This window comes from Streptomyces sp. NBC_01013, from assembly GCF_045162765.1.
GTDB lineage: Bacteria > Actinomycetota > Actinomycetes > Streptomycetales > Streptomycetaceae > Streptomyces.
This window is the reverse complement of record NZ_CP108687.1, coordinates 6,024,785-6,049,553: the sequence shown is the minus strand read 5'-3', so window position 1 is coordinate 6,049,553 and position 24,769 is coordinate 6,024,785. Positions and strand designations below refer to the sequence as shown.

17 protein-coding genes are annotated in these 24,769 nt (G+C 70.9%); 8 read left to right on the top strand and 9 right to left on the bottom strand.

Annotation, left to right across the window (positions count from 1 at the left end):
- Positions 1 to 35 precede the first annotated feature (35 nt).
- From OG538_RS26310 to OG538_RS26295, 4 genes are all read left to right on the top strand, one after another.
- Positions 36 to 1,985: a hypothetical protein gene (locus OG538_RS26310; protein WP_406097607.1), complete on the top strand. Its 1,950-nt coding sequence runs from the start codon at positions 36 to 38 to the stop codon at positions 1,983 to 1,985.
- An 85-nt stretch (positions 1,986 to 2,070) separates the two neighbouring features.
- Positions 2,071 to 2,976, top strand: coding sequence for a metal-dependent hydrolase (locus OG538_RS26305; RefSeq protein WP_406097605.1), 906 nt, complete (start codon positions 2,071 to 2,073; stop codon positions 2,974 to 2,976).
- Between the two features lie 2 nt (positions 2,977 to 2,978).
- Positions 2,979 to 4,061 carry a PDR/VanB family oxidoreductase gene (locus OG538_RS26300; RefSeq protein WP_406097603.1) on the top strand — a complete coding sequence of 361 codons (1,083 nt, stop codon included), beginning with the start codon at positions 2,979 to 2,981 and terminating at the stop codon, positions 4,059 to 4,061.
- Positions 4,062 to 4,088: 27 nt separating this feature from the next.
- Complete coding sequence (locus OG538_RS26295; RefSeq protein WP_406097601.1) at positions 4,089 to 4,811, top strand: TetR/AcrR family transcriptional regulator; 723 nt, start codon at positions 4,089 to 4,091, stop codon at positions 4,809 to 4,811.
- A gap of 11 nt (positions 4,812 to 4,822) precedes the next feature.
- Here the strand turns inward: OG538_RS26295 and OG538_RS26290 are convergent, their stop codons facing one another.
- The 4 genes from OG538_RS26290 to OG538_RS26275 form a co-directional block, all read right to left on the bottom strand.
- On the bottom strand, positions 4,823 to 5,173 hold the full coding sequence (locus tag OG538_RS26290) for a 5-carboxymethyl-2-hydroxymuconate Delta-isomerase (RefSeq protein ID WP_406097599.1): 351 nt from the start codon (positions 5,171 to 5,173) through the stop codon (positions 4,823 to 4,825).
- A 79-nt stretch (positions 5,174 to 5,252) separates the two neighbouring features.
- Positions 5,253 to 7,289, bottom strand: a complete 2,037-nt coding sequence (locus OG538_RS26285) for an ATP-binding protein (protein WP_406100309.1) — start codon at positions 7,287 to 7,289, stop codon at positions 5,253 to 5,255.
- 190 nt (positions 7,290 to 7,479) lie between these two features.
- Positions 7,480 to 12,792 (bottom strand): pullulanase-type alpha-1,6-glucosidase, encoded by a 5,313-nt coding sequence (pulA, locus tag OG538_RS26280; RefSeq protein WP_406097597.1) that lies wholly within the window; start codon positions 12,790 to 12,792, stop codon positions 7,480 to 7,482.
- An 88-nt stretch (positions 12,793 to 12,880) separates the two neighbouring features.
- Positions 12,881 to 14,602, bottom strand: coding sequence for a carbohydrate-binding module family 20 domain-containing protein (locus OG538_RS26275; protein WP_406097596.1), 1,722 nt, complete (start codon positions 14,600 to 14,602; stop codon positions 12,881 to 12,883).
- 380 nt (positions 14,603 to 14,982) lie between these two features.
- Between OG538_RS26275 and OG538_RS26270 the strand changes: the two genes are divergently transcribed.
- Together OG538_RS26270 and OG538_RS26265 are read left to right on the top strand one after the other, a co-directional pair.
- On the top strand, positions 14,983 to 15,123 hold the full coding sequence (locus tag OG538_RS26270; protein WP_406097594.1) for a hypothetical protein: 141 nt from the start codon (positions 14,983 to 14,985) through the stop codon (positions 15,121 to 15,123).
- Positions 15,124 to 15,177: 54 nt separating this feature from the next.
- Complete coding sequence (locus tag OG538_RS26265; protein WP_406097592.1) at positions 15,178 to 16,056, top strand: hypothetical protein; 879 nt, start codon at positions 15,178 to 15,180, stop codon at positions 16,054 to 16,056.
- 119 nt (positions 16,057 to 16,175) lie between these two features.
- On the opposite strand, the gene OG538_RS26260 is transcribed toward OG538_RS26265, so the two are convergent.
- From OG538_RS26260 to OG538_RS26240, 5 genes are all read right to left on the bottom strand, one after another.
- Complete coding sequence (locus OG538_RS26260; RefSeq protein ID WP_406097590.1) at positions 16,176 to 17,243, bottom strand: LacI family DNA-binding transcriptional regulator; 1,068 nt, start codon at positions 17,241 to 17,243, stop codon at positions 16,176 to 16,178.
- A complete protein-coding gene (locus tag OG538_RS26255; RefSeq protein WP_406097588.1) occupies positions 17,228 to 18,904 on the bottom strand; it encodes a glycoside hydrolase family 13 protein in 1,677 nt (558 codons plus the stop codon). Before OG538_RS26255 ends, OG538_RS26260 begins: the two co-directional genes overlap by 16 nt.
- A gap of 182 nt (positions 18,905 to 19,086) precedes the next feature.
- Positions 19,087 to 19,968 (bottom strand): sugar ABC transporter permease, encoded by an 882-nt coding sequence (locus tag OG538_RS26250; RefSeq protein WP_406097586.1) that lies wholly within the window; start codon positions 19,966 to 19,968, stop codon positions 19,087 to 19,089.
- Positions 19,965 to 20,981: a sugar ABC transporter permease gene (locus OG538_RS26245; RefSeq protein ID WP_359136366.1), complete on the bottom strand. Its 1,017-nt coding sequence runs from the start codon at positions 20,979 to 20,981 to the stop codon at positions 19,965 to 19,967. Before OG538_RS26245 ends, OG538_RS26250 begins: the two co-directional genes overlap by 4 nt.
- A 21-nt stretch (positions 20,982 to 21,002) precedes the next feature.
- Positions 21,003 to 22,280, bottom strand: coding sequence for an extracellular solute-binding protein (locus OG538_RS26240; protein ID WP_406097583.1), 1,278 nt, complete (start codon positions 22,278 to 22,280; stop codon positions 21,003 to 21,005).
- Positions 22,281 to 22,660: 380 nt separating this feature from the next.
- Here OG538_RS26240 and OG538_RS26235 point away from each other — a divergent pair, with 380 nt between their 5' ends.
- Positions 22,661 to 23,728 carry a LacI family DNA-binding transcriptional regulator gene (locus tag OG538_RS26235; protein WP_406097581.1) on the top strand — a complete coding sequence of 356 codons (1,068 nt, stop codon included), beginning with the start codon at positions 22,661 to 22,663 and terminating at the stop codon, positions 23,726 to 23,728.
- Between the two features lie 135 nt (positions 23,729 to 23,863).
- Positions 23,864 to 24,766, top strand: a complete 903-nt coding sequence (locus OG538_RS26230; RefSeq protein ID WP_406100308.1) for a phosphatase PAP2 family protein — start codon at positions 23,864 to 23,866, stop codon at positions 24,764 to 24,766.
- Positions 24,767 to 24,769: the final 3 nt, after the last annotated feature.

Genomic DNA, 24,769 nt, shown 5'->3' with positions numbered 1-24,769 from the left:
AGTGACCATCGCACGATTCGCTCGTTCTGCTGAACGTGCGTCCACTGCCAGAGGTACCGTCAGCCGTCGCCGGGTCCGATGCGGAGCAGTCCGAGGCCGCGCTCGTCGACCACTACCCCCGGCTGGCCCGGCTCGGCTATCTGGTCCTGCCGCATTCGCTGAGCCGTGACCGGCGCGTCCTCACGGCCCACGCGCTGGCCCAACGGTCCTTGCAGGCGGCACGCAGGGCCGGGCCCTGCGACGGCGGCGCGGTTCCGCTCCCGCGCCGTTCCGCTCTTGCGGAGACCGCCGATCCCGGTTACGCCTACGTCCGGCGGCAGGTGCTGCGGGGGGCGCTGGCTGCGGGGCGGCCGCTGCGCCTGCGCCCCCGGCCACGCCGGGCCCAGTTCCCTCCCGTGCTCCCGCTGACGTGGGGACTGAGACTGTTCCCGCACTCCGGCGGCGCCGGTGAACTCGTTCTGGAGCAGCGGCTGTCGGCGGTGAGCGGGGCGGCGCGGGCCGCGTTCGTCCTGCGCGGTCTGGAGGGGCTGGCGGACGGCGAGGTCCGGCGGGTGCTGTCCGACGCGGGCGTGGCCGATCCGCATGCTGCGCTGGTGGAGGCGGACGGGGTGTCGGCTCCCTACGCGCTGCTGGCGTCACCCGAGTTCGACCCGTGTTCGCTCCAGGCCCGGCCGCCCGACCTGCCGCGGCGCCGCAGATACGTCCGGGCGGCGCTGGCGGGTGTCGCCGCCCTGCTGGTGTGCGGGGCGCTGCTGGGCCTGCCGGGCGGGGGCTGGGGCCGCGGCACCCTGTCCGCGCCCCTGTACGCGCGCAACCCGGCTGCCGAAGCGGCGCTGGATCCGGGGGCGTTGAGGCGGGTCCCGCAGACGTTCTGGCAGCGGTCGCCGCGTACCGACTTCACCGCCTGGCCCACCCGCGGTGACCGCACCGAGGACACCCGGCTGCTGCGGCGGGCGCTGCGGGTGTGGGCGCGGCCGGGTGGCGGCGTGCGGACGTCGGCGACGCCGCGGACGCCGGCGGGCCCGCCGATGGGGTCGCCGCAACTGTTGTACGCGGGCGAGGTGGACGCGTCCGCGGTGGTGCTGTTCTACGACGGGCTGCGCGTCGTGCGGTACGCGGAGCCCCGTGACGCCGATCCGTCCGAGGGCGCGGCGCTGGATTTCGCCCGGGTCGACGGGGCGGACGTGACCTCGGCCAGTGCCCTGGTGGTGGAACGGACGCGGGGGGCGGTCCGCTATCTGACGGCCCCCTGGGTGCGGCAGGTGCGGGTGCGGGATCTGCTGGCACCGGACCGGGCACCGCACGCCCTGCACCGCTCCCCCGACGGGGTGACCGACGCGCTGTCCAGCCCGGCGACCGCACCCGGCTGCCGGTCCTGGCACGCGGTCGAACTGGCCGACGCCGCGGCGGTGCGGCTGGTGACGGATCTCGGCGAACTCGCCCCGGCCCGCCTGACCTCGGGCCCGCCTGCGCGGCCGCACGACGTCTCGGGGCGTGCGGAGTACGCGAGCTGGGCCCGGACCGCCTGTCTGCTGCCGGCCGTGCGCTCGCACGGGGTGCGCACGGTGAACTCATGGGCGTACGCGACACAGCCGCTGCCCGAGGGGAACGGCACGGCCGAGTGGGTGTGCACCCGGGCGGAGACCTGGCGGGGAACCGGGAGCAGGGTCCTCGCCCAGTTCCAGGCCCCGTCCGGGCGGGCACCGGACAGCAGGCCGCCGGGGGTGGTCGCGGCGCGTGCCGAGGACGCGCCGGAGTGCGGGACGCGCGCCCCACAGGTGCTGGCGGGCGTGTTGTGGAAGTCGCGGGGCGGCCGGTGGTACGTACTCGCGGCGGGCAGCGAGCAGTTCGCGTCGCTGACCACATCCGGAGGGGTGAGGGGCCGGGCGCGGGGGAGGCTGCTCGTGGTGCCGGCCCGTGCGGGCGAGCGGGCGCAGCTGCACGGGCGGCTGACGGACGGCCGCCGGGTCGGGGCTCTGGGCTGAGCGCCCCGGCCGGCCGGGGCTGCCGGGATCGGGAAGTCGTGACATGCCCCTGTTCCCCAGGCTTACCCATCAGTACATTGACAACATGTCTCATAAGCAGCCGGCGGCGGTGGCATCGGAGCAGACCCACCTCAAGGCCCGGCGGGTGTCCTTCGCCTGGGACCGTACGCCCCTCCACTGGGTGCCGGGCGATCCGTTCGCCACCCACACCATGAACGTGCTCCATCTGCTGCTCCCCGCCGGGGAACGCTGGTTCATCCACGTCTACCGCCAGGTGCTCCCGTACATCCACGACGAGCAACTGCGCAAGGACGTGCTCGGGTTCATCGGGCAGGAGGCGGTGCACTCGCAGGCCCACGACGACGTCCTCCCGCACCTCAAGGACCTCGGCCTCGACCCCACGCCGTACACCGCGCAGGTCGACTGGCTCTTCGAGAAGATGCTCGGCGACCGGACGCTGCCGCCGGGCCGGGCACGCACGTGGTGGCTGATGGAGCGGGTGGCGACGATCGCGGCCATAGAGCACTACACGGCGTTCCTCGGCGACTGGATCCTGAACGCCGGGGAGCTGGACCGGCGTGGCGCCGATCCCACGATGCTGGACCTGCTGCGCTGGCACGGCGCGGAGGAGGTCGAGCACCGCTCGGTCGCCTTCGATGTGTTCATGCACGTCGACGGCGGATACCGGCGGCGGGTACGGACCTGGGCGACGGCGTTCTCCGCTCTGCTCTTCCTCTGGCAACGCGGGGCGCGGTTCTTCATGGAGAACGACCCGAGCCTGCTGGACGGCAAGGCGTCCTTCGGGCAGTTCTACCGCAGCGGCCGGCGCGGCACCCTGCCCAGCACCCCGTCGATGCTGCGGTCCATCCCGCGCTATCTGAGCCGTACGTACCACCCCTCGCAGGAGGGCAGCACGGCTCAGGCCGTCGGCTACCTCGCCCAGTCGCCCGCCGCGGTGGCGGCCGAGGCCCGTACGACGGAAGCCGGCTGACGATGTCCCTCCCCTTCCCCCGTCTGCGGACTGCCGCCCTGCTCGCCGGCGCCGCACTGCTCACCAAGCGGGCGATGCGCCGGCGCATCGAGAAGTCCCCACTGTGGCCGCTGCCCGCGCTGGAGGAGCCGACATCCGGCCGTGCGCAACGCCGTTCCACCACCGGTCGGCGGCTGCTCATCACCGAGCGGACCACTCCGGCGGACGGAGTCGTACAGCTCCGCCTGGAGGGCCCGGACCTGCCGCCCTGGCAGCCGGGCGCGCATCTGGACCTGGTGCTGCCTTCCGGTCCGGTCCGCCCGTACTCGCTGTGCGGCGACCCGGCCGACCGCGGCACGTACACCGTGGCCGTCCGGCTGGCCGAGGAGGGCCGCGGCGGCTCCCGCGAGGTGCACGCCCTGCTCCACGAGGGCCTGGAGATCGAGGTTCGCGGCCCGCGCAACCGCTTCCCACTGGCGGACGCCCCCTCCTACGTCTTCGTCGCCGGCGGCATCGGCATCACGCCGGTCCTCCCGATGCTGCGCGCGCTGGCAGCCTCGGGTGCCGACTGGCGGCTGCTGTACGGAGGGCGCAGCCGGGCGACGATGCCGTTCCTGGCCGAGATCGAGAAGCTGGACGCCGACGGCGACCGCGTCACCGTCGTCCCGCAGGACGAGGCGGGCCATCCGGACGTCGCCGCGGCCCTCGTGGACGCGGCCGAGGGCACGGCCGTCTTCTGCTGTGGTCCGGCGCCCCTGATGGAGGCGGTCGAGGCCGCGCTCCCGGCCGGCTGCACCCTGCACCTGGAGCGGTTCTCCGCGACGGGCACGGACGCCGCAGGGTCGGCCCCCTTCGAGGTGGAACTGCACCGCTCGCGCCGCACCGTGCCGGTCGCGGCCGGTCAGTCGGTGCTCGCCGCCGTACGTGCCGAGCTGCCGCACGTCCCGTACTCCTGCGAGCAGGGCTTCTGCGGTACGTGCCGGCAGCGGGTCCTGGTGGGCGACGTCGAGCACCGGGACGACCTGCTGACGGACGCGGAGCGGCACGACTCGATGCTGATCTGCGTGTCGCGGTGCCGGGGCGGGCGGCTGGTGCTGGATCTGTAGGCGGTGCAGGTCGGTACCCTGTTCCTCATGACGACCGGGGTGCGGCGCAGGATGGGCGTCGAGGAGCGCAGGCAGCAGTTGATCGGTGTCGCGCTGGAGTTGTTCAGTCACCGGCCCCCGGACGAGGTCTCCATCGACGAGATCGCCACGGCGGCCGGGATCTCCCGGCCGCTGGTCTACCACTACTTTCCGGGCAAGCAGAGCCTGTACGAGGCGGCGCTGCGACGGGCGGCGGACGAGCTGGCGGCCCGGTTCCTGGAGCCGCACGAAGGGCCCCTGGGGGCACGGTTGTTGCGGGTGATGGGGCGGTTCTTCGACTTCGTCGACGACCACGGCCCCGGGTTCGCGGCGCTGATGCGGGGCGGTCCGGCGGTGGGTTCGTCGACGGCGAACGCGATGGTCGACGGGGTCCGCCAGGCGGCCTGCGAGCAGATCCTGGCGCATCTGGGCGTCGACGAGCCCCCGGCCCGGATGGAGTTGGTCGTCCGGTCCTGGGTGTCGCTCGCCGAGTCGACGGCCCTGATCTGGCTGGACGGGCGGCACATTCCCCGTGCGGAGCTGGAGTTGCAGCTGGTGCACGACTTCGCCGCACTGGCTGCCGTGAGCGCCGCGTACAACGAGGAGATGGCGGGCATCGTGCTGCGGGTCCTGGCGCAGGAGCCGGCCGACGGGCCGTTCGGAGACCTGCTGGTGCGGCTCTCCTCGCTGGCGCCCGCCGTGCCGGCCGTGCCCCCGCAGCGGCTGCGGTAGGCCCCGGGACGTCAGATCTTGCGGTACGAGGGGTCGAGGTCCCGCGTCTCGGCGGAGAGGTGCAGGGTCAGCCCGTCGGCCGGCCGGATGTGGGCGGTCAGCAGGTCCCGTACGGCCTCCGTGAGCCTGGCCTTGACCTCGGGGGTGCGGCCGGGCAGCAACGAGATGTCGACGTGCACGAGCGCGTCGCCGCCGGGGGCGTCGGCCACCACCGTCTCCTCGACCCGTCGGAAGCGGGTCTTGCAGGCGGCGATCTTCGTGGTGACCGTCTCGGCGATCAGCGGGTGCAGTGCGCCGGCGAAGCCCGAGCGGTCGAAGGTGTCGTCGAGTTCGGCGGAGTAGTCGACGGTGATCTGCGGCATGGCGGCCTCCTGGGCAGGCGCGGGGCGGTGGTCACCCCCACCCTTCCCCCTGCCGAGGAAGACGCACAAGCAGGATTCACTATGTGAGCAGCTCACCCTGGAGCGCCTGGCTCAGGCCCTCCTCCGCGCTGTCGGAGCGGCCTCGTTCGAAGGCGCGCCAGTAGGCGGCGTCGCCCACGGCCGCGCGGGCCTGGCGTTCGCAGGCCTCTCGCAGCGGCCCCAGTTCCGGGGTGCCGCGCTGGGGGTGTCCGACCATGCGCCAGTAGACCTGCCCGGTGCCGTACACCCGTGCGGCGAGCGTGCCCTCGCCCTGGGCGGCGATCGCGGCGGCCAGGATGTCCAGGCCGAGCGCGATGCCGAAGGTGTCGCGGAGCCGGCGCTTGCCGGCGAGCATCGCCCGGGCATGCGTGGCGGCGGCTTCGGCGCGGCCCTGGAGCAGGGCGATCAGGGCGAGTTGGTAGTCGACGTAGCTCAGGGTCCAGCACTCGTCCCTGGCCTCGCAGGCCGCGCGCAGGACGACGGCCGCCTCGACCGCCTCGTCCAGCCGGCCGAGGCCGGTCAGGGCGAAGACGGTGATCAGGCGGCAGCGCAGGCGGTAGGCGGATTCGAGCGGGGTGCCGGACCCGGTGGTGAGCGGGACCCGGTCGGCCTCCCGGAGCCCCTTCTCCGGGTCGCCGGCCATGAGATGGGTGAGGCCGCGCAGGTACGCGGCCGCGAGGAGTCCCTCGTCGGTGCCGTCGGCCGCGGCCGCCCGTACGCATTCCTCGCCGATCCGCTCGGCGGCCGGGTAGTCGCCCTGGAGCAGGACGCACATGCCGAGCACCCACAGGACGCGGGTGCGGTGGGGGCCGGTGGCCGGGCCCTTGTCCAGGGCGCGCTGGGCGTAGCCCCGGTTCTGCGGGAGATTGCCGCAGCAGCACCAGAAGAAACCGATCCGGCCGGCCATCTCCTGGGCTGCGGCTGGGTCGTGGGCGAGGAGGTGATCGAGGGCGGCGCACAGATCGGCGTGCGAGTCGGCGATGCGGTGGTACCAGAGGATCTGGTCGTCGCCGGTCCAGCCCGCATGGGCGCCGCGGGCCAGCTGGAGGAAGCAGGACGCGTGCCGGTCTGCGGCCGGGCGTTCCTCGCCGAGTTCGGCGAGCCACATCCGGCCGTACTCGCGCAGTGTGTCCAGCATGCGGTGGCGTTCGCCGTCGCGGGTGACGACGGACTTGGCGACCAGGGCACGCAGGGCCGTAGGGACCGCGTCCGCGGTGAGCGGTCCACCGGCGCAGACAGCGACGGCGGTGCCCTCGTCGAAGTCGCCGCGCAGTACGGCGAGGCGGGCCCAGAGCAACCGCTCCAGCGGGGTGCAGAGCTCGTGGGACCAGCCGATGGTGGTGCGCAGGGTCCGGTGGCGCTGCGGCCGGAGCGTGGCGTCGGCGAACACGTCGAGGCGGGAGGCGAGCCGGCCGGCGATCTCCTGGGCGCTCTGGCGTCCGATGCCCGCGGCGGCGAGTTCGATGGCGAGGGGGATGCCGTCGAGGCGTCGGCAGATCTCGCCGACGGCGGCGACGGTGGCCGGCTCGTCCAGGGGGGCCGCGGGGTCGGCGGCTGCCGCGCGCTCCCGGAACAGGGTGAGGGCATCGGCCGTCCCGTCGACGGGCAACGGCTCCACGTCGACGATCTGCTCACCCTTCATCCCCAGGGGCTGTCTGCTGGTGGTGAGGACGGTGAGCCCGGGCGAGGTGGTGAGGATCTCGCCGAGGAGGTGCGCGCAGGCGGGGCGCAGGTGTTCGCAGGAGTCCAGGACGAGCAGGAGCTCCTTGTCGGCGAGCCACTCGCACAGCACGTCGGCGGGCATCCGCAGGGTGTGGTCGCTGAGCCCGACCGCGTCGGAGACGGTGGCCAGGAGCAGTTCGTCGTCGTGGAGCGGGGCCAGGTCGGCCCACCGGACACCGTCACGGAAGGCGGAGTCCGCGCGCCGGGCCGCGCGGACGGCGAGCCGGGTCTTGCCGACTCCCCCGGTGCCGGTGAGGGTGGTCAGCCGGCCGGTGGCGAGGGCGTGTCCGATCCCGTCGAGTTCCGCCTCGCGTCCGACGAAGCTCGTGGCCTCGTCGGGAATGTTGCTCGCCATCGTCACCGTCGCTGACCAGGTGGAGCGGCCGGTCCCGGCCCCCGCGCCCCGTACGGCACCGGCTGGGGCGATCGACGCCGGTGCGTACGGGAAGGGGGCCGGGACCGGCCGGGTGGAGTGGGAGGGCACGCCCGGGAGTGTGGTGCTGCGGCTCTCCCCGGCGGCTGCCCATACGGTAGTCCTGCTCCGGTCAGCGCAGCGAGAACACCGCCACCGTACGCCCCGGGACGGTGAAGCTTCCCGAACTCCTCTCGTACGTAGACCTCTTGACGGTAAGATCCGCGCCCGCTGCCTGGACGGGGTGCAAGGCGTAGCTCTTTCCGGCCAGGGCGGCGACCTTCTGGGTGGTGGCGCCGGGGGCCGCGTTGAGGACGACGACCAGCTTGCCGAGCCGCATGGTGATCACGCCGGGCGTCTCGTCCTTGCCGGAGAGCGGGAAGGAGAGCGTGGACTGCACCTGTCCGGCGGTGGAGAGGCCGAAGTCCTTCTCCGTGGCCCGGATGGTGAGCAGGTCCTGGTACGCGGCCGAGGCACCGTCGATCTGCGCGCAGCCGGGACTGATGCCCGCGTCGGCGAGCAGCGGCTTGGCGTAGGACCACTTGGCCTTGTTGTCCGCGGCGGGCGGCAGTCCGCGGCCGAAGCCGTTGCCCGCGCGGCAGTCCCAGTGCAGGGCGTTGAACCAGTCGCCGCTGTCGAAGGAGTTGCGGTCCAGCGACTTGGAGCGCAGCAGGTCGGTACCGGCCTGGGAGAGCGAGGGGCCCTGCGAGAGGGTGGCCGTCGCCATGGCGAGCACCTGCATGCGGGCACGGTCGGCTGCCGAGGTGCCCGCCGGGAGCTTGAAGGCGAGGGCGTCGTACAGCGTCTCGTTGTCGTGGGCGTCGGAGTAGGCGAGGGCGTCGCCGGGCGCGGCGGCGTATCCGGCCGGAGCTCCGTTGTAGTCGACGCCCGAGCCCTTGACCGTGTGGCCGGCGGTGTCGGTGAAGGTGTAGTCGGCGAGGTTGCCGGTGAGTCCGACCTTGATCAGGTCCTGGTAGTGGAGCAGCCGGGCCTTCTGCTCGGCCTCGGTGCCGTTGTGGGTGGAGGTGTTGGGGTCGGTGTAGAGGCCGGTCGCGAAGCCCTGCACGCCGGGGTCCTCGTCGAACGGGGAGCCGCCGCGCACGGCGTCGCGGGCCCGGTCGGAGAAGGTGGCGATACCGGTGCCGGCCATGTTCTTCTGGGTGGCCTGGACGAAGCGGGCGTCGTCGGCGATCTCGCCGAAGTTCCAGCCCTCGCCGTACAGGATGATCTTCTTGCCGTCGACGCCGTCCTTGGCGGTCGTCAGGGCGTCGAGCGCCTTGCGTACCGCCAGGATGTTGGCCTTGGGGTGGTGTCCCATCAGGTCGAAGCGGAATCCGTCGACCTTGTACTCCTTGGCCCAGGTGACGATCGAGTCCACGACGAGCTTGCCCATCATGGTGTTCTCGGGCGCGGTGTTGGCGCAGCAGGTGGAGGTGGCGACGGTGCCGTCCTCCAGGAGCCGCTGGTAGTAGCCGGGGACGATCCGGTCGAGTACGGACTTGTCGTCCTGGCCGGAGGCGACGGTGTGGTTGTAGACGACGTCCATGACGGTCCGCAGGCCGGCGCCGTTGAGGCCCTGCACCATCTGCCGGAACTCGACCGTGCGCTTCGTGCCGTCGGGGTCGGAGGCGTAACTGCCCTCGGGGACGGTGTAGTGCAGCGGGTCGTAGCCCCAGTTGAAGGCGTCCTTCGCGGCGGCCTTGGCCACGCAGTCCTGCTGCTCCTCGGAGTCGGGGGCGTACACGGACAGGTCGCAGGCCGGCTTCTGCTGGTCCGACTTCTTCTCGGGGATGGTGCCGATGTCGAAGGCGGGCAGCAGGTGGACGTAGTCGGTGCCGGCGTCGGCGAGTTCCTTGAGGTGCTTCATCCCGTCCGAGCGGGTGTCGGTGAAGGCGAGGTACTCGCCGGGGTGCTCGGACGTGGGGTCCGCGATCGAGAAGTCACGGATCTGGAGTTCCTGGATCTGAGCGTCGCGCATCGGCACGGCAGCGGGCTTGGCCAGCCCGCTCCAGCCCTTCGGTGCGAGCGCGCGGTCGTCGAGGTCGACGACGAGGCTGCGGGCGGAGTCGGTGGTCAGGGCGGTGGAGTAGGGGTCGGTGACCTTGTTGGTGACGAGCTTCTGGACGGTGGGTGCCCAGACGGTCACGGCGTACCGGTAGGGCTTGCCCTTCCAGCTCCTGTCGCCGGTGACGGACCAGACGCCGGTGCGGTCGTCGCGCCGCATCGGGACGGTCCTCCCGCCGAGTTCGAGCGAGACGGTCCGGGCGGTGGGCGCCCAGACGGACAGGGTGGGACGGCCGTCACGGAAGACGGGGCCGAGCGCGGCGCTGCTCGCCTTCGTCCCGTAGAGGTCGTCGAGCACGCCCGCGCTCTGTACGCCGGTGGCGGAGAGCAGGGCGCCGTTGGCGGCGCGCTGGGTGGCGATCAGCTGGCCGCGCAGGGCCTCGCGGACCCGGTCCCGGTCACGGGCGTCGACGGTGAACGCCGGGTAGTCCCCCAGGTGCGGGTACTTCGCCTTCTGCGCGTCGGTCAGCGCGGACGGGTTGAGCCGCAGCCACTGGCCCTCGTCGGTCAGCGCGCCGTCGACGACGGAGATGCCGCCGCTCGATGCGTACACGAGCTGCTGGCTGGTGGCTCCGGTGGCCTTCACCTTCCAGACGACGGTGTCGGAGTCGATCCACTGCGCCTCGGCCTTGGTGAGGTCGGGGGTGGGGACTCCGCCGGTCTGCGGGAGCAGGTAGCCGGCCGTTCCGCCGAGCATCCACACCTCGTGGCCGTAGGTGGCGAGGTCCAGCGACTGGTCGCTGGGCAGGTCCTTCTCGTCGCCGCGGTGCAGGATGTAGCTGAGCGCGGTGGCCCCGTCGGCGAGCGGCACCTCGAAGGTGAGTCCCGAGGCGTCCTTCTTCACCGGCTGGAGCGGCTTGGACCAGTCGGTGGGCTCCTTGGCGCCGGTCCAGGTGTGCAGTCCCCAGCCGTCGTAGTCGCCGTCTGCCCGGTAGTAGTGCAGGACGGCCCTGGAGGTGTCCTGGGCGGGGTAGGCGCCGTCGGGGGCGGTGTCGGCCTGGCCGTCCTTGCCCTGCTCGATCCAGACCTGTCCGGTCTTCGCGAGGTCGACCGCGCGCTCCGGTCCCTCGGCCGTGCCGGACTTCTCGACGGTGTACGGGACCGAGGAGACGCCCTCCGGGACCTTGATCCAGGCGAAGGCGCCGTAGGCGTCCCGGCCGGCGAAGGCGGCGGTGGTGTCGCCGGACCTGACGTGCCGGCCTTCGTAGTCGCCGTCGGAGCGCTTGTAGTGGACGACGGCGTAGTCGCGTTCGACGGCGACGGGCTTGGCCGGGGCGGGCGCCTGTCCGGCGGCCGTCGCGGCGAGTGCGCTCGCGGTGCGGCCGGTGCGGTCGACGACCACGGCCTTGTAGCGCAGCGGTGTTCCGGCGGCGACGGTGTCACCGATGGTCTGGGTGACCTTGTACGGGGCGTGGTCGGCGGTGCCGAGGGTGGTCCACCTGCCGTTGCCGGTCTGGGCGGCGAAGACGACCCGGTTGAGGGAGCCGCCGTCGACGTCCGCGGTGAGCTCGACGGTGCCGGTGGCGCCCGCGGCCGGTGCCTTCAGCGTGATCGAGGGCTTGGCCGCGGGGGCCGCCGGTGTCTTCGCGGCGCGCAGCACGATGCTGGACAGCGCCGGAACACTGACGGTGATCTTCTTGTCGGCACCGCTGCGGACGGTTCCCGAACCGCCGTACAGCGTGCGGAAGTCCATGCCGGCGGCTTCGGTGGCGAGCTCGACGCTCTTCGCCCCGGTGCCGTTGTTGGTGGCGACGACGTACTCGATGCCGCGCTCGGGGTCCGTACGGGAGAAGGCGTAGACGGAGCCCTCGGCGTACCGCTCGGTCTGCACGCCGTCGCGCAGCGCCGGGTTCTTCGCGGTCAGCTCGGAGAGCGCGGCGATGGACCGGTAGAGCGGGTGCGTGGGGTCGTAGGCGTCGGAGGCGTGCGTGCGGTCGGTGCCCAGCTCGTCGTCGTCGAGGTAGTCCGCGGTCTTCGAGGCGAACATCGTCTGCCGGGCGTCCTTGTCACCGCCGGCACCCGTGAAGCCCTGCTCGTCGCCGTAGTAGACGACGGGGTTGCCGCGGCTGAGGAACATCAGCTCGTTGGCGAGCTCGGCGCGCTTGACCAGCTCCGCGTCGTCGGCCTTCGGGTTGTCCTGCTTCAGGAAGGTGCCGATGCGGCCCATGTCGTGGTTGCCGAGGAAGGTCACCTGCTCGTAGGCGTTGGCCTTGTCGGTGGTGTAGCGGTAGTCGTCGCCGAAGACGGCGGCCAGCTTCGAGGCCGGGGCGCCCTGCGAGGCGTACTGGCGGGCCGCCTCCTGGAAGGGGAAGTCGAGCGTCGCGTCCAGCCGGCCCTGGGTGACGTAGGGCGAGGTGATCGCCGTGTCGGCGGAGTAGACCTCGCCGAACATGAAGAAGTCCTTGCGGCCGTGCCTGGCCGCGTACGTGTCGAGCGCGGTCGCCCACTGGGTCCAGAAGTCCAGGTCGACGTGTTTGACGGTGTCGATCCGGAAGCCGTCTATACGGAAGTCGCGGACCCACTTCTCGTAGATCTTCTCCATGCCGGAGACGACCTCGGGCCGCTCGGTCCACAGGTCGTCGAGCCCGGAGAAGTCGCCGTACGTGGTGGACTCGCCGGCGTAGGTCGAGTCACCACGGTTGTGGTACATCGTCGGGTCGTTGAGCCAGGCCGGCGTCTTGCCGCCGGTGGTGACCGGCTTGTACGGGAAGGAGTCTGCGTCCACCTTCGCCAGGCCCGAGGCGTCGTCGAAGGGGCGGCCGTCGCGGTCGAGGTACGGGTAGGCGCCCTTGGGCTTGTAGCCGTAGGTCTTCTCGGCGTAGTCGACGGTGTCGGCGGTGTGGTTGGTGATGACGTCGAAGAAGACCTTCATGCCCTTGCGGTGGGCCTGGTCGATCAGCTTCGTCAGGTCGGCGTTGGTGCCGAAGTGCGGGTCGACCTGGGTGAAGTCGGTGATCCAGTAACCGTGGTAGCCGGCCGAGGCGTCCTTGCCGGTGCCCTGCACGGGCCGGTTCTTGAAGATCGGCGCGAGCCAGATGGCGGTGGTGCCGAGCCCCTTGATGTAGTCGAGGCGGCTGGTCATCCCCTTGAGGTCGCCGCCCTGGTAGAACCCCTTGTCGGTGGGGTCGTACCCCGTCTCCAGCCGCGAACCGGTCAGCCCGCCCCGGTCGTTGCCGGTGTCGCCGTTGGCGAAGCGGTCGGGCATGACGAAGTAGAACTGCTCGCGCGTCAGGTCGTGGCGGGCGGGCTGAGCGGCCAGCCGGGCGTCCGACGGCGGGCTCGGAGGCCGGGGCGCGGCGGACGCGGAGGCCGCCGGGACGAGCGGGAGCAGCGCCGTGCACAACGCGGCGGCTGCTCCCCGTCTCAGGGTGGAACGGAACACGGGCGGGGTCTCCTTGTATGAGGGGCGAGGGTGCGCCGGGGGGCGCGCCGGGGAGGACCCGGCGCGCCCCCCGGACAGGAGGAGGAGGTCAGCTGCGCCAGACGTCGGCGGTCAGGGTGACCTTGCCGGAGGACGGCACCGTGGCCGTGCGGTTGGCACCGCTCTCCCAGGTCACGTTGCCGCTCGCGTCCTTGCGGACGTACTTGTACTCGAACGTCGTACCGGCGGGGAGGCTCACGTCGAGCTTCCAGACGGGGTACGTGGCAGGGTCCAGTTTCGGCGCGGCCGCGGGGTTCCAGTTGCCGAGGGCGGACTGGTTGCCGGTGACGTAGATGTTCTGGCCGACCTGGGTGGTGGCGTTGACGCCGAAGGAGGCGCCGGACGTGCCCGTGCCGGGGTCCGTGGGATCCGTCGGGCCGGTGCCCCCGCCGGAGCAGGTGCGGGCGTTCGCCTGCAGGGCGAGAGCCGTGTGGGCGCCGAGGGTGGCGGTGAACTGGCCGGAGCCGTTGACCGTGACGCCGTTGCCGGACTGGATGTCGCAGTAGTCGCCGGCGGGCAGCGAGGTCTGGAACGTACGGGTCAGCGAGGAACCCTCGTGGTTGATCGCGACGTACGCCTTGGATCCGCGGCCGAAGGCGATCTGGTCGCCGCCGTTGTCCCACCAGTTGGTGACGGCCTCGCCGCGCGCGGTGTTGCGGAAGCCGACCATGGAGGAGATCTCGCGCCAGGCGTGCTGGCACTTCCAGCCATCGCTGTAGCAGGCGTTCACGGTGCCGCCGTTCGGCGGACCGGCGTCCTTGTCGGACCACTCGTAGCCGGAGTGGACGTCGGGCGAGCCGTAGGGCCAGGCCAGCATGAACACGCTGGCGAGCGTGTAGCCGGCGCCGCTCTTGTAGTTCAGCGTCTCGCCGTTGCGCTCGGTGTCGTGGTTGTCGACGAACACCGCGGCCTTCGAGGAGGACATGAAGCCCCAGCCCTCGCCGAAGTTCTTCAGGTTGGCGAGGTTCTCGTTGTTGAAGACCTGCTTGAGGCTTCGGGCGTAGCGGAACTCCTGGACGTCGCCGGTGCCGGCGTACTCGTCGGGCGAGACGGCCTCTCCGGCGCCGTAGATCGCCTCCTGCTTCCAGTAGACGCCGGAGTTGCTCAGCCGGGACTTGATGTTGGCGAGGTCGGCGGCGGGCATGTGCTTGGCCGCGTCGATGCGGAAGCCGTCGACACCGAGGGAGAGCAGGTCGTTCAGATAACCGGCGATCCTGCCTCGGACGTAGTCCTCACCGGTGTCCAGGTCGGCGAGGCCGACGAGTTCGCAGTTCTGGACGTTGGCGCGGTCGCCGTAGTTGGTGATGTTCGACTGGCAGTCGTTCATGTCGTTGACCGAGTAGAGACCCGGGTAGTCGTACTTGCTGTACGAGGACCCGCCGGTACCGGTGCCGGATCCGGACGACATGTGGTTGATGACCGAGTCGGCGACGACCTTGACGCCCGCGCTGTGGCAGGTGCTGACCATGTTGGCGAACGAGGTGCGGTCGCCGAGGCGTCCGGCGATCCTGTAGCTGACCGGCTGGTACGAGGTCCACCACTGTCCGCCCTGGATGTGCTCCTGGGGCGGCGAGACCTGTACGTAGCCGTAGCCGGCCGGGCCGAGGGAGTCCGTACACGCCTTGGCGACGGAGTCGAACTTCCACTCGAACAGGACGGCGGTGACGTCCTTGGTGCCCGGGGCAGAGGCCTGCGCGTTCGTGGCGGGGACCACGAGTGCGGCGGCGCCCGCTATCAGGGCGAGCGCGGCAGACAGGGGTCTGCTGGCCATATTTTCCTCCTGCGGTGGGGGAAACACGGGTGAGGTGCAGCCTCATACGGCAACGCGCCCTGCCCTCAAGGCTCCTGAATGTTCTTGCTGCAAGAATGCAAATCTTGCTGCGGGGAGACGGTACGAGCCCGTCAGGTTCCGGTCAACCCTTTGGACATCAGCTGCTCACATCTACGAAATACTGGAGATTCCTTCCTGCAAGGTCTTACGCAAGACATTGCAGCGCTGTTACGTTTCTCCCGACTCCGGTCCGGTCTGCCGGGGGTCCCGTTACCCCGGGCCCCACGCGCCCGGCCGGCCGGGCCGGTCACGTACAAGAGGGGCACCTGGGGGTCACACTCCCCGCCGACCCGTCCGGGTCGACTCCCGGTGCCCCTCGTGTGCGTGACGGACACCTGCCCGACGGCCGCTTCTCCCGACGGCGCCTCACCGGCCATGACGAGCGCCGGGCATCCTCCGACGAGATGCGTGCGTCCTGGCTGCGCGAGGCCCGCGGACACGCCCGCGCACGGCCGGCCTGACGTGCGCCGAGGGCTCCGCGTACGGTCCGACGAGGCCGATTAGACTCACCGCCCATGTGGCAAGGACAGCAGTCGCCCCCCGGACAGCCGAACCCGCAGGACACCTACGTCAGTTCGGCGCCCGAACCGCCCCGCCGCCCCTGGAACCGCACCGCGGTCACTGCCGTGGCCGCTTCCGCGGCCGTCGTCGTGGCCTGCGGGGTGACGGGCTTCCTCGTGCTCCGCGACGACGGCGGCGACGGGAAGGACCGGGCCGACACGAAGTCCTCCGCATCCGCTTCGGCGAGCCCCGACGGCACGGCCCGGTCGGCCGCCGACGGCGGCTCGGGCCCCCTCGTCCCCGGCTGGAACACGGTGGTCAACGCCAAGCGCGGCATCACCTTCGACGTGCCCGCCTCCTGGGCGCGGCAGTCCGCGGACTGGGTCAGCTACGTCGCGAAGGACGACGATCCCGAGGAGAAGCCGCTCGTCGCCATGATGGCCCCGGCGGTCTTCAAGGAGAAGTGGTGCACGTCCGACGACGACAAGAACGGCACCGAGGAGAACACCTCGCTCGCCTCGACGGGCACCACCGGGGAGAAGGGTGCGAAGAGCGCCGCCGAGGCCGCCGAGGACACCGCGAGGACCTGGGTCTACGGCGCCTACACCCAGCCCGACACCACCCGGCTCACGATCGGTGAGCCCGAGTCGTACCGGACCAGGTCGGGCGTCGAGGGCAGCCTCGTGACCGTCACGTCGTCCGGCACTCCGAAGAAGGGCAAGTGCGACACCGCCGGAAAGGCGGTGACGTTCGCCTTCAAGAACGCGGAGGGCAAGTTCGTGTCGTGGACCTACGTCGGGGCGCACGGGGTGCCGGACGAGGTGTCCGACAGCACGATCCGCCAGATCCTCGGCACGGTACGGCTGTTCAAGGAGGGCGACGGGCAGGACTGAGGCCCGCCGCCGCCCGCTCCCTCGCACCGGTCCGGCCCTGACGGGGCACTGCCCCGCACCGGGCACGCGAAGGGCCGGCCCCCCTCCGGCCGGCCCTCCACCCCTTCGCGCACGGCGCCTCAGGCGCTGCGCAGCGCCGCCGTGGACCCCCGTACCACCAGCTCCGGCTGGAAGACGTACTCCGTGCGCTGTACGGGACTTCCGCCGATCTCCTCCAGCAGCGCGCCCACCGCGGCCGCCGCCATCGCCTGCACGGGCTGGCGCACCGTGGTCAGGGGCGGGTCGGTGAACGCGATGAGCTGCGAGTCGTCGAAGCCGACCACCGACACGTCCCGCGGCACGTCGAGCCCGCGGTCCCGGGCCGCACGCACCACGCCCAGCGCCATCAGGTCACTGCCGCAGACGATGCCGGTGCACCCCTGGTCCAGCAGCGCACCGGCCGCCACCTGGCCGCCCTCGACGCTGAACAGCGTGGAACACACCAGGTTTTCGGCGTCATCGCGGTCCAGGCCCAGCAGGGAGACTGCGGCGTCCACGAAGCCGTCCCGCTTGCGGCGGGAGGGCACATAGCGCTGGGGTCCGATCGCGAGACCGACCCGGCGGTGGCCGAGTTCGGCGAGGTGCCCCACGGCCATCCGCACGGCAGCGTTGTCATCGGGCGAGACGAACGGGGCGCTGATCCGCTCGTTGTAGCCGTTGATCAGGACGAACGGCACTCCACGGTCGGTCAGCGCGGCATAGCGCGCCGGGTCGGCCGAGGTGTCGGCGTGCAGTCCGGAGAGGAACACGATGCCGCCGACGCCGCGTTCGACGAGCTGCTCGACGAGTTCGTCCTCGGTGGCGCCGCCGGGCAGCTGGGTGCAGAGGACCGGGGTGTAGCCGTGGCCCGCCAGGACCTGCTCGACGGACTGCGCGAACGCCGGGAAGATCGGGTTGGTGAGCTCGGGCGTCACCAGTCCGATCAGCCCGGCGCTGCGCTGCCGCAGCCTCACGGGGCGCTCGTAGCCGAGGATGTCGAGCGCCGCGAGCACCCGCTGACGCGTGGTGTCCGCGACGCCCGGCTTGCCGTTGAGCACCCGGCTGACGGTCGCCTCGCTGACGGACGCCTGGCCGGCGATGTCCGACAGTCGCAGCGCGCCGCCCGTGCCGGGGCCTCGCGGCGGGGGAACACTCACACCGTCCACCACACCGTGCTGTCCGCCGGCAGCTCGATCTCGGCCCCGTCGGCGGCGACCGGGGTGCTGGACAGCAGGACGGTGCCGCGCACGGGGATGCGGACCGGGGCGCTCGTCGTGTTCACGGTGCAGACGAAACCGGGGCGGGCGAAGACCAGCAGGCCCTCGGGCGCGTCCAGCCACTCCACCGCGGTGCCGGCGCCGAGTCCGGGGTGCACTCGGCGGGCGGCGATCGCGGCCCGGTACAGCTCCAGGGTGGAACCGGCCACGCCGGTCTGTGCCTCGATGCTCAGCTCGCCCCAGCCGGCGGGCTGCGGCAGCCAGCTGCTGCCCGCGCCGAAACCGTAGGAGCTGCCCTCGCGGGTCCACGGGATCGGGACCCGGCAGCCGTCGCGGAAGCCGTCCTGGCCCTCGGCCCGGAAGAACGACGGGTCCTGGCGGGCCTCGTCGGGCAGGTCGGTGACGTCGGGGAGGCCCAGCTCCTCGCCCTGGTAGACGTAGGCGGAGCCGGGCAGCGCCAGCATCAGCAGGCTGGCCGCACGAGCCCGGCGCAGACCCAGCTCGCGGTCGCCCGCGGTACGGATCTGGGTGCCGAGGCCGGCCGGGTTGGCGAAGCGGGTGGCGTGCCGGGTGACGTCGTGGTTGGAGAGCACCCAGGTGGTGGGGGCACCGACCGGACGCATGGCGTTCAGCGAGGTGTCGATGACGGTGCGCAGCTGGGCCGCGTCCCAGGCGGTCGCCAGGTACTGGAAGTTGAACGCCTGGTGCATCTCGTCGGGGCGCACGTAGTTGGCGGTGCGCTCGACGGTGGGCGTCCAGGCCTCGGCCACGGCGATTCGGTCGCCGGGGTACTCGTCGAGGATGGTGCGCCAGCTGCGGTAGATCTCGTGCACACCGTCCTGGTCGAAGAACGGCATGACATCGTTTCCGAGCAGCTTGAGCTGGTCGTGCGAGCCCAGGTCGGGCAGTCCCTCGGCCTTGACGAGACCGTGCGCCACGTCGACCCGGAAGCCGTCGACGCCCATGTCGAGCCAGAAGCGCAGGATCGAGCGGAACTCGTCGGCGACGGCCGGGTGCTCCCAGTTGAAGTCGGGCTGCTCGGGGGCGAAGAGGTGGAGGTACCACTCGCCGGGCGTGCCGTCCGCGTCCGTCGTACGGGTCCAGGCCGGGCCGCCGAAGATGGACTCCCAGTCATTGGGCGGGAGTTCGCCGGAGACGCCCTTGCCGGGGCGGAAGTGGTAGCGCTCGCGCAGCGCGGAGCCGGGGCCCTCGGCGAGCGCGCGCTTGAACCACTCGTGCTGGTCGGAGGAGTGGTTGGGCACCAGGTCGACGATGATCCGCAGGCCGAGGTCGTGGGCGTCCCGGATCAGGGCGTCGGCGTCGAGCAGGGTGCCGAACATGGGGTCGATGGCCCGGTAGTCGGCGACGTCGTAGCCCGCGTCGGCCTGCGGGGAGGCGTAGAAGGGGCTGAGCCACACCGCGTCGACGCCGAGGTCCCTGAGGTACGGGAGGCGGGCGGTGACGCCTGCGAGGTCGCCCATGCCGTCACCGTTGCCGTCGGCGAAGCTGCGCGGATAGACCTGGTAGATCACCGCGTCCTGCCACCAGCCGGTGCGGTGGCCCGCGGCGTCGTCGGACGTGCCGGTGGAGGGGGCAGCGAGGTGCTGGGTCATGTCGTCCCTGGGGTGTCTGGGTGGGGAGTGGCGCCGGGACCGGGTCGGGATGCCGGCGCCACCGTGACTGGTGCGTGCGGGTCGTACGGCCGTGCTGTCGCGGGGAGAGGGGGCTGACGATCCCGGCCGGATCGGCGACCGGACACCGGGAGCCCGGCCGGCATCGTCAGCCGGCTCCCGGGTCAGCCCTTGACGGCTCCGGCGGACATGCCGGTGACGAGGTGCTTCTGCGCGAACAGGAACACCAGGGCCGCGGGTATCGCGATGAGCACGGACGCGGCGGTCATCGGACCCCACTGGGCCCCGTACTGGTTGACGAACAGCTGCAGTCCGCCTGCGAGCGTGAGGTTGTCCTCGCCGACCATGAACGCGGAGGCGTACGCCACCTCGCCCCAGGCGGTGATGAAGGAGTAGAACGCGGTGACGGCGAGGCCGGGCTTGGCCAGCGGCAGGATGAGCCGCCAGAACGTCCCGAACGGGGTGAGTCCGTCGACCTGGCCCGACTCGTCGATCTCGCGCGGGATGGTGTCGAAGAAGCCCTTCATCATCCAGGCACAGAAGGGCACCGAGATGGTGAGGTAGGTGATCACCAGCCCGGCCGGCTTATTCAGAAGCCCCATGCCCGCCATGATGTTGTAGATCGGCACGATGAGGACGGCGACCGGGAACATCTGGGTGATCAGCAGGGTCCACATCAGTCCGCGCTTGCCGGGGAACCGGAAGCGGCTGACCGCGTACCCGGTCGAGGCGGAGACGATCACGCCGAGGAGCGTGGTGAGCCCCGCGACGACCACCGAGTTGCCGAACCAGGTCAGGAACTTCGTGTTCTGGAGCAGGTTCGTGTAGTTCTCGAACGTCGTCTCTTTGAAGAAGTCCGTGGTGGTCGCGAACTCGGCGGGCTTCAGCGAGGTGAGCAGGACCCAGAGCACGGGGAAGACCGCGATCACGGACGCGACGATGAGCGTGAGGTGCAGCGCCGTGGAGGCCAGCGGTGAACGTTCCCCGCGCAGCCGGACCTTGGGCGCGGAGTGCCGCGCGGCGGGGGTGGATGCGGTGGTGGTCACCAGTCGTCTCCCTGGGTGCGGAGGACTCGCCGGTACACGGCGGCGAAGAGCAGCAGGAGTACGAGGATCAGCACGCCCCACGTGGAGGACTGCGCGAAGTCGCGCGGGCTGATCTCGAAGGAGAACTTGTACGCCTGTGTCACCAGGATCTGGGTGGCGTCGCCGGGTCCGCCACGGGTCAGCAGGAAGATCACCGGGAACATGTTGAAGGTCCAGATGGTGGACAGGAGGATCACGGTCGTGGAGACCGGCCGCAGTCCGGGCAGCGTGATGTGGCGGAAGCGCTGCCAGGCGGTGGCGCCGTCCATCTCCGCGGCCTCGTAGTGCTCGCTGGGGATGGACTGCAGGCCGCCGAGCAGGGCGACCATCATGAACGGCACGCCGAGCCACACGTTGACGGCGATGACGGAGATCTTCGCCCATGTGGGGTCGTCGAGCCAGGCGATGCCGTCGAAGCCGCCGCCGGAGAGGATCTTGTTGAGCAGCCCGCGGTCCTCGTTGTAGAGGAAGCGCCAGGCGAAGACGGAGACGAATCCGGGGATGGCCCAGGGCAGGATGAGCGCCATCCGGTAGGCGGAGCGCCCGGCGATCCTGCGGTTCAGGATGTTCGCGAGCGCCATGCCGAGGGCGAAGGTGATGGCCACGCAGGAGACCGTCCACACCAGGGTCCACCCGAGCGTGCCGAGGAACTGGTCACCGGTGAGCGCGTCGGCGTAGTTGTCCAGGCCCACGAACTCGTACGTGGCGGGCATGTGGTTGACACCGATGGACCGCGCGACGTTGCGCTCGTTGGCGTCGGTCAGCGACAGGTAGATGCCGCGGACCAGCGGATAGCCGATGATCACGCCGATCACGACGACGACCGGGGCCACCATCGTCCAGGCGTACCAGTGCGTCGACAGGGCCCGCCGGAGCCTGCTCGGGGGCGGGGGGTTACCAGTACCGCGGCTCCGGCCGCGGGCGACGTCGTCGCCCGCGGCCTTCGCCACCGACTGGCTGGTGTGGACAGCCATCAGCCGGCCTGCCTTCCTGAGTTACTTCCAGCCCTTGAGGAGCTTGCGGTAGGAGTCGCCTGTCGTCTTGACGGCCTTCTCCGGGGAGGTCTGGCCGGTGAGGACCTTCGTGTACTCGGTGACGAGCGGGGCGAAGAGGCTGCCGGTCTCCGGGATCCAGGGGCGCTCGACGGCGCTCTCGACGACCGGCTTGAAGAAGCCGACGATCTCGTTGTCGACGACGGCCTCCTGGGCGTAGGCCGAGGTGCGGGTCGGCAGGAGGTTGAGCTCCTTGGTGACCTGGGCCTGCGTCTTGACGGAGGTCATGTAGTCGACGAAGGCGTAGGAGGCGTCAAGGTTCTTGGAACCGGCGTAGACGGCCAGGTTGTGACCACCCTGCGGGGCACCCTGCGCGGCGGAGCCGGCCGGGACCGGGGCGACGCCCAGGTTCGCCTTGTCCTTGAACTCCTTGCCGGCGTACGTGTCGGCGACGGCCCACGGGCCGTTGATCATCATCGCGACGTCGCCGTCCTTGAAGGACGACTGCATGTTCTCCCAGCCGTCCGTCGCGTCGGTCTTCGCGGCGCCCGAGTCGACGAGGTCCTTGACGACCTTCATGGCCTTGACGCCGGCGGCGTTGTCGATGGTGACGGACTTGTCGGCGGCGTCGACCATGTCGCCGCCCTCGCCGTACAGGAAGGACAGGAACCAGTAGGCGTCGTCGCCGCGCAGGTAGAAGCCGGTCTTGCCGGTCTTGCTCTTGATCTTCTTGGAGACGGCCTTCAGCTCGTCGATCGACTTCGGAACCTCGACACCGGCCTCCTTGAAGATCTTCTTGTTGTAGAAGATGCCCATGGAGTCGATGACCTGCGGCACCGCGTACGTCTTGCCCTTGTACTTGGTGGACGCCGCGGCCTGCTTCAGGAAGTCGTCCTGCTTCACGAGGGCGGCGGTGCCGTCCAGCGGGGCGAGGTAGCCGAGGTCGGCGAACTCGGGCGTCCAGGCGACCTCGGAGCGGATCACGTCGGGGGCGCCGGAGCCGGACTGCGCAGCGTTCTTGAACTTGTTCTGGGCATCACCGAAGGGCACGTTGACGTACTTGACGTCGACCTTCGGGTGCGCCTTCTCGAAGCCCTCGGCGATCTTCTTGAAGACCTTGTCCTCGCTGCCCGCGGTGGAGGTGTCCCACCACGTCACGGTGCCGGAGAGCTCGCCCGAGCCCTTGGAGGTGCTGTTGGAACTGTCGTCATCGCTGCCGCAGGCGGTCGCCGCGAGCGCCAGGGCCGCGACCAGGGCGGTGGCCGTTATGCCACGTCGCATCTGAACTCCTTCAACTGCCGTACCGCTCCGTCGCGGCGCCGGGTCGACGTGAACGTAACAAGGATGAAAGAAGGCCGAAAGACTTTGCGGAAGATTTCTGCAAGCTCCGGCGATCGTTACATTCGCGTGTCCTCACGGTTGCCGTCAAGCCTCTTGACGGGAGGGCCCAGTCCCTGGCAGTAGCAGGCGGCCCGGCCTGATTCCGCAGTGCGACGATCTGACCGCAACCGGCAAACCCGCCTCGCAAGGTCTTGCAAGATGTTGCTGCCGACCCGTCGGGCTACGTGCTCCGACTCGCTCGCACGGGGCCCCGCGGGCGCTGTCGCCCGATTCCTGTGCATGGTGGGCAATCCGACCCACGCCCGGTACAGTCCAGTCCCATGACCGCACGGCTTGCCGATATCGCAACTCAGGCGGGGGTCAGCGAAGCGACGGTCAGCCGCGTACTGAACGGCAAGCCCGGTGTTGCCGCGACCACCCGCGAATCCGTCCTTGCGGCGCTCGACGTCCTCGGCTACGAACGGCCCGTCCGGCTGCGCCGGCGCAGCGCGGGCCTGGTCGGCCTGATCACGCCCGAGCTGGAGAACCCCATCTTCCCGGCGCTCGCCCAGGTCATCGGCCAGGCGCTGACACGGCAGGGTTACACCCCGGTGCTGGCGACCCAGACTCCCGGCGGCTCCACCGAGGACGAGCTCACGGAGATGCTGGTGGACCGGGGCGTCTCCGGCATCATCTTCGTCTCCGGGCTGCATGCGGACACCTCGGCCGACATGCAGCGCTACGAACAACTGCGCGCCCAGGGCGTCCCCTTCGTCCTGGTCAACGGCTTCTCCCCCAAGGTGCAGGCGCCCTTCATCTCGCCGGACGACCGGGCCGCCATGCGGCTCGCGGTGACGCACCTGGTGTCGCTGGGCCACACCCGCATCGGCCTGGCGGTCGGCCCGAAGCGCTTCGTGCCCGTACTCCGCAAGATCGAGGGCTTTCACGCCACGATGCAGGAGCAGTTGAACCTGACGGCGGACCAGGTCGAGGAGCTGATCCAGCACTCCCTGTACACGCTGGAGGGGGGTCAGGCCGCGGCCTCGGCGCTGATGGAGCGGGGCTGCACGGCCGTGGTGTGCGCGAGCGACATGATGGCGCTCGGTGCGATCCGGGCCGCCCGTCGGCTCTCCCGTGACGTGCCGCGCGAGCTCTCGGTGGTCGGCTACGACGACTCACCGCTCATAGCGTTCACCGACCCGCCGCTGACCACGATCCGGCAGCCGGTGACCGCGATGGGCCAGGCCGCGGTGCGCACGCTCCTGGAGGAGATCGGCGGCACACCCGCCCCGCACAGCGAGTTCGTCTTCATGCCGGAACTGGTCGTGCGCGGTTCGACAGCGGCAGGCCCGGGCCCCGACGCGACGTCCGGTGCCCCGGCTGTTCCAGGATCCCACGCGCGTTCGTAGCCCGCAGGACGTGCAACCCGCTCCCCACCGGAGGATCATCGGGCAGAGGGGGCGAATCTGGCAGACTCTGTGCCTATGGGTGAATTGAGCGTGAAACGACAGGAAGGCCGTACGGAGGCCACCCCGTCACCCATCGTGAACGAGGCGGCTCCTGAGGCGAATACGAAGCAGAACGGCGACGCGAACCGGATCGGCAGACTGCTCGACCGCGGCCTGGCAGGACTGCGCGCCCCACGGTCGCCCCGGCGGCCACGCCTCTGGTTCGAAATCCTGCTGATCGCGGTCAGTTACTGGCTGTACTCGCTGGTGCGCAACGCCGTCCCCGAGCAGAAGGCCGCGGCCCTGTCCAACGCGGACTGGCTCTGGTCGGTCGAGCGGTTCCTGGGCATCGCGGTGGAACAGTCGGTCAACCACGCCGTCAACTCGGTGACATGGCTGATCGTGTCAATGAACTACTACTACGCGACCCTGCACTTCGTCATCACCGTGGGGGTGCTCGTGTGGCTCTTCCGCCGCCACCCGGGCCGTTACGCACCGGCCCGCCTGGCGCTGTTCGCCACCACAGCGGTGGCGCTCCTCGGCTACTACCTGTACCCGTTGGCCCCGCCGCGCCTGATGAACGGCGGCAATTTCATCGACACCGTCATGGTCCACCAGACCTGGGGTTCGATGGCTTCGGGCAACTTCAAGCAGATGTCGAACCAGTACGCGGCGATGCCCTCGATGCACATCGGCTGGTCCCTGTGGTGCGGTCTGACCGTCTTCGCACTGGCCTCCGCGCCGTGGGCGCGCATCCTCGGCCTGATCTACCCGACGGTCACCCTGATCGTGATCGTGGCGACGGCGAACCACTTCTGGCTGGACGCGGTGGGCGGCATGGCCTGCCTGGCCTTCGGTTACGCGGTGTCGTACGCCTGGTACGGAGCGCTGCCGCACCACCTGCCGAAGCTGATCCCCCCGAAAACCGGCCGCCGTCCCCGCCTGGCCGCGGTGACGAGGCAGCCCCGGCGCACGAAGGCCGCTGCGGGCCGCAACTGATCA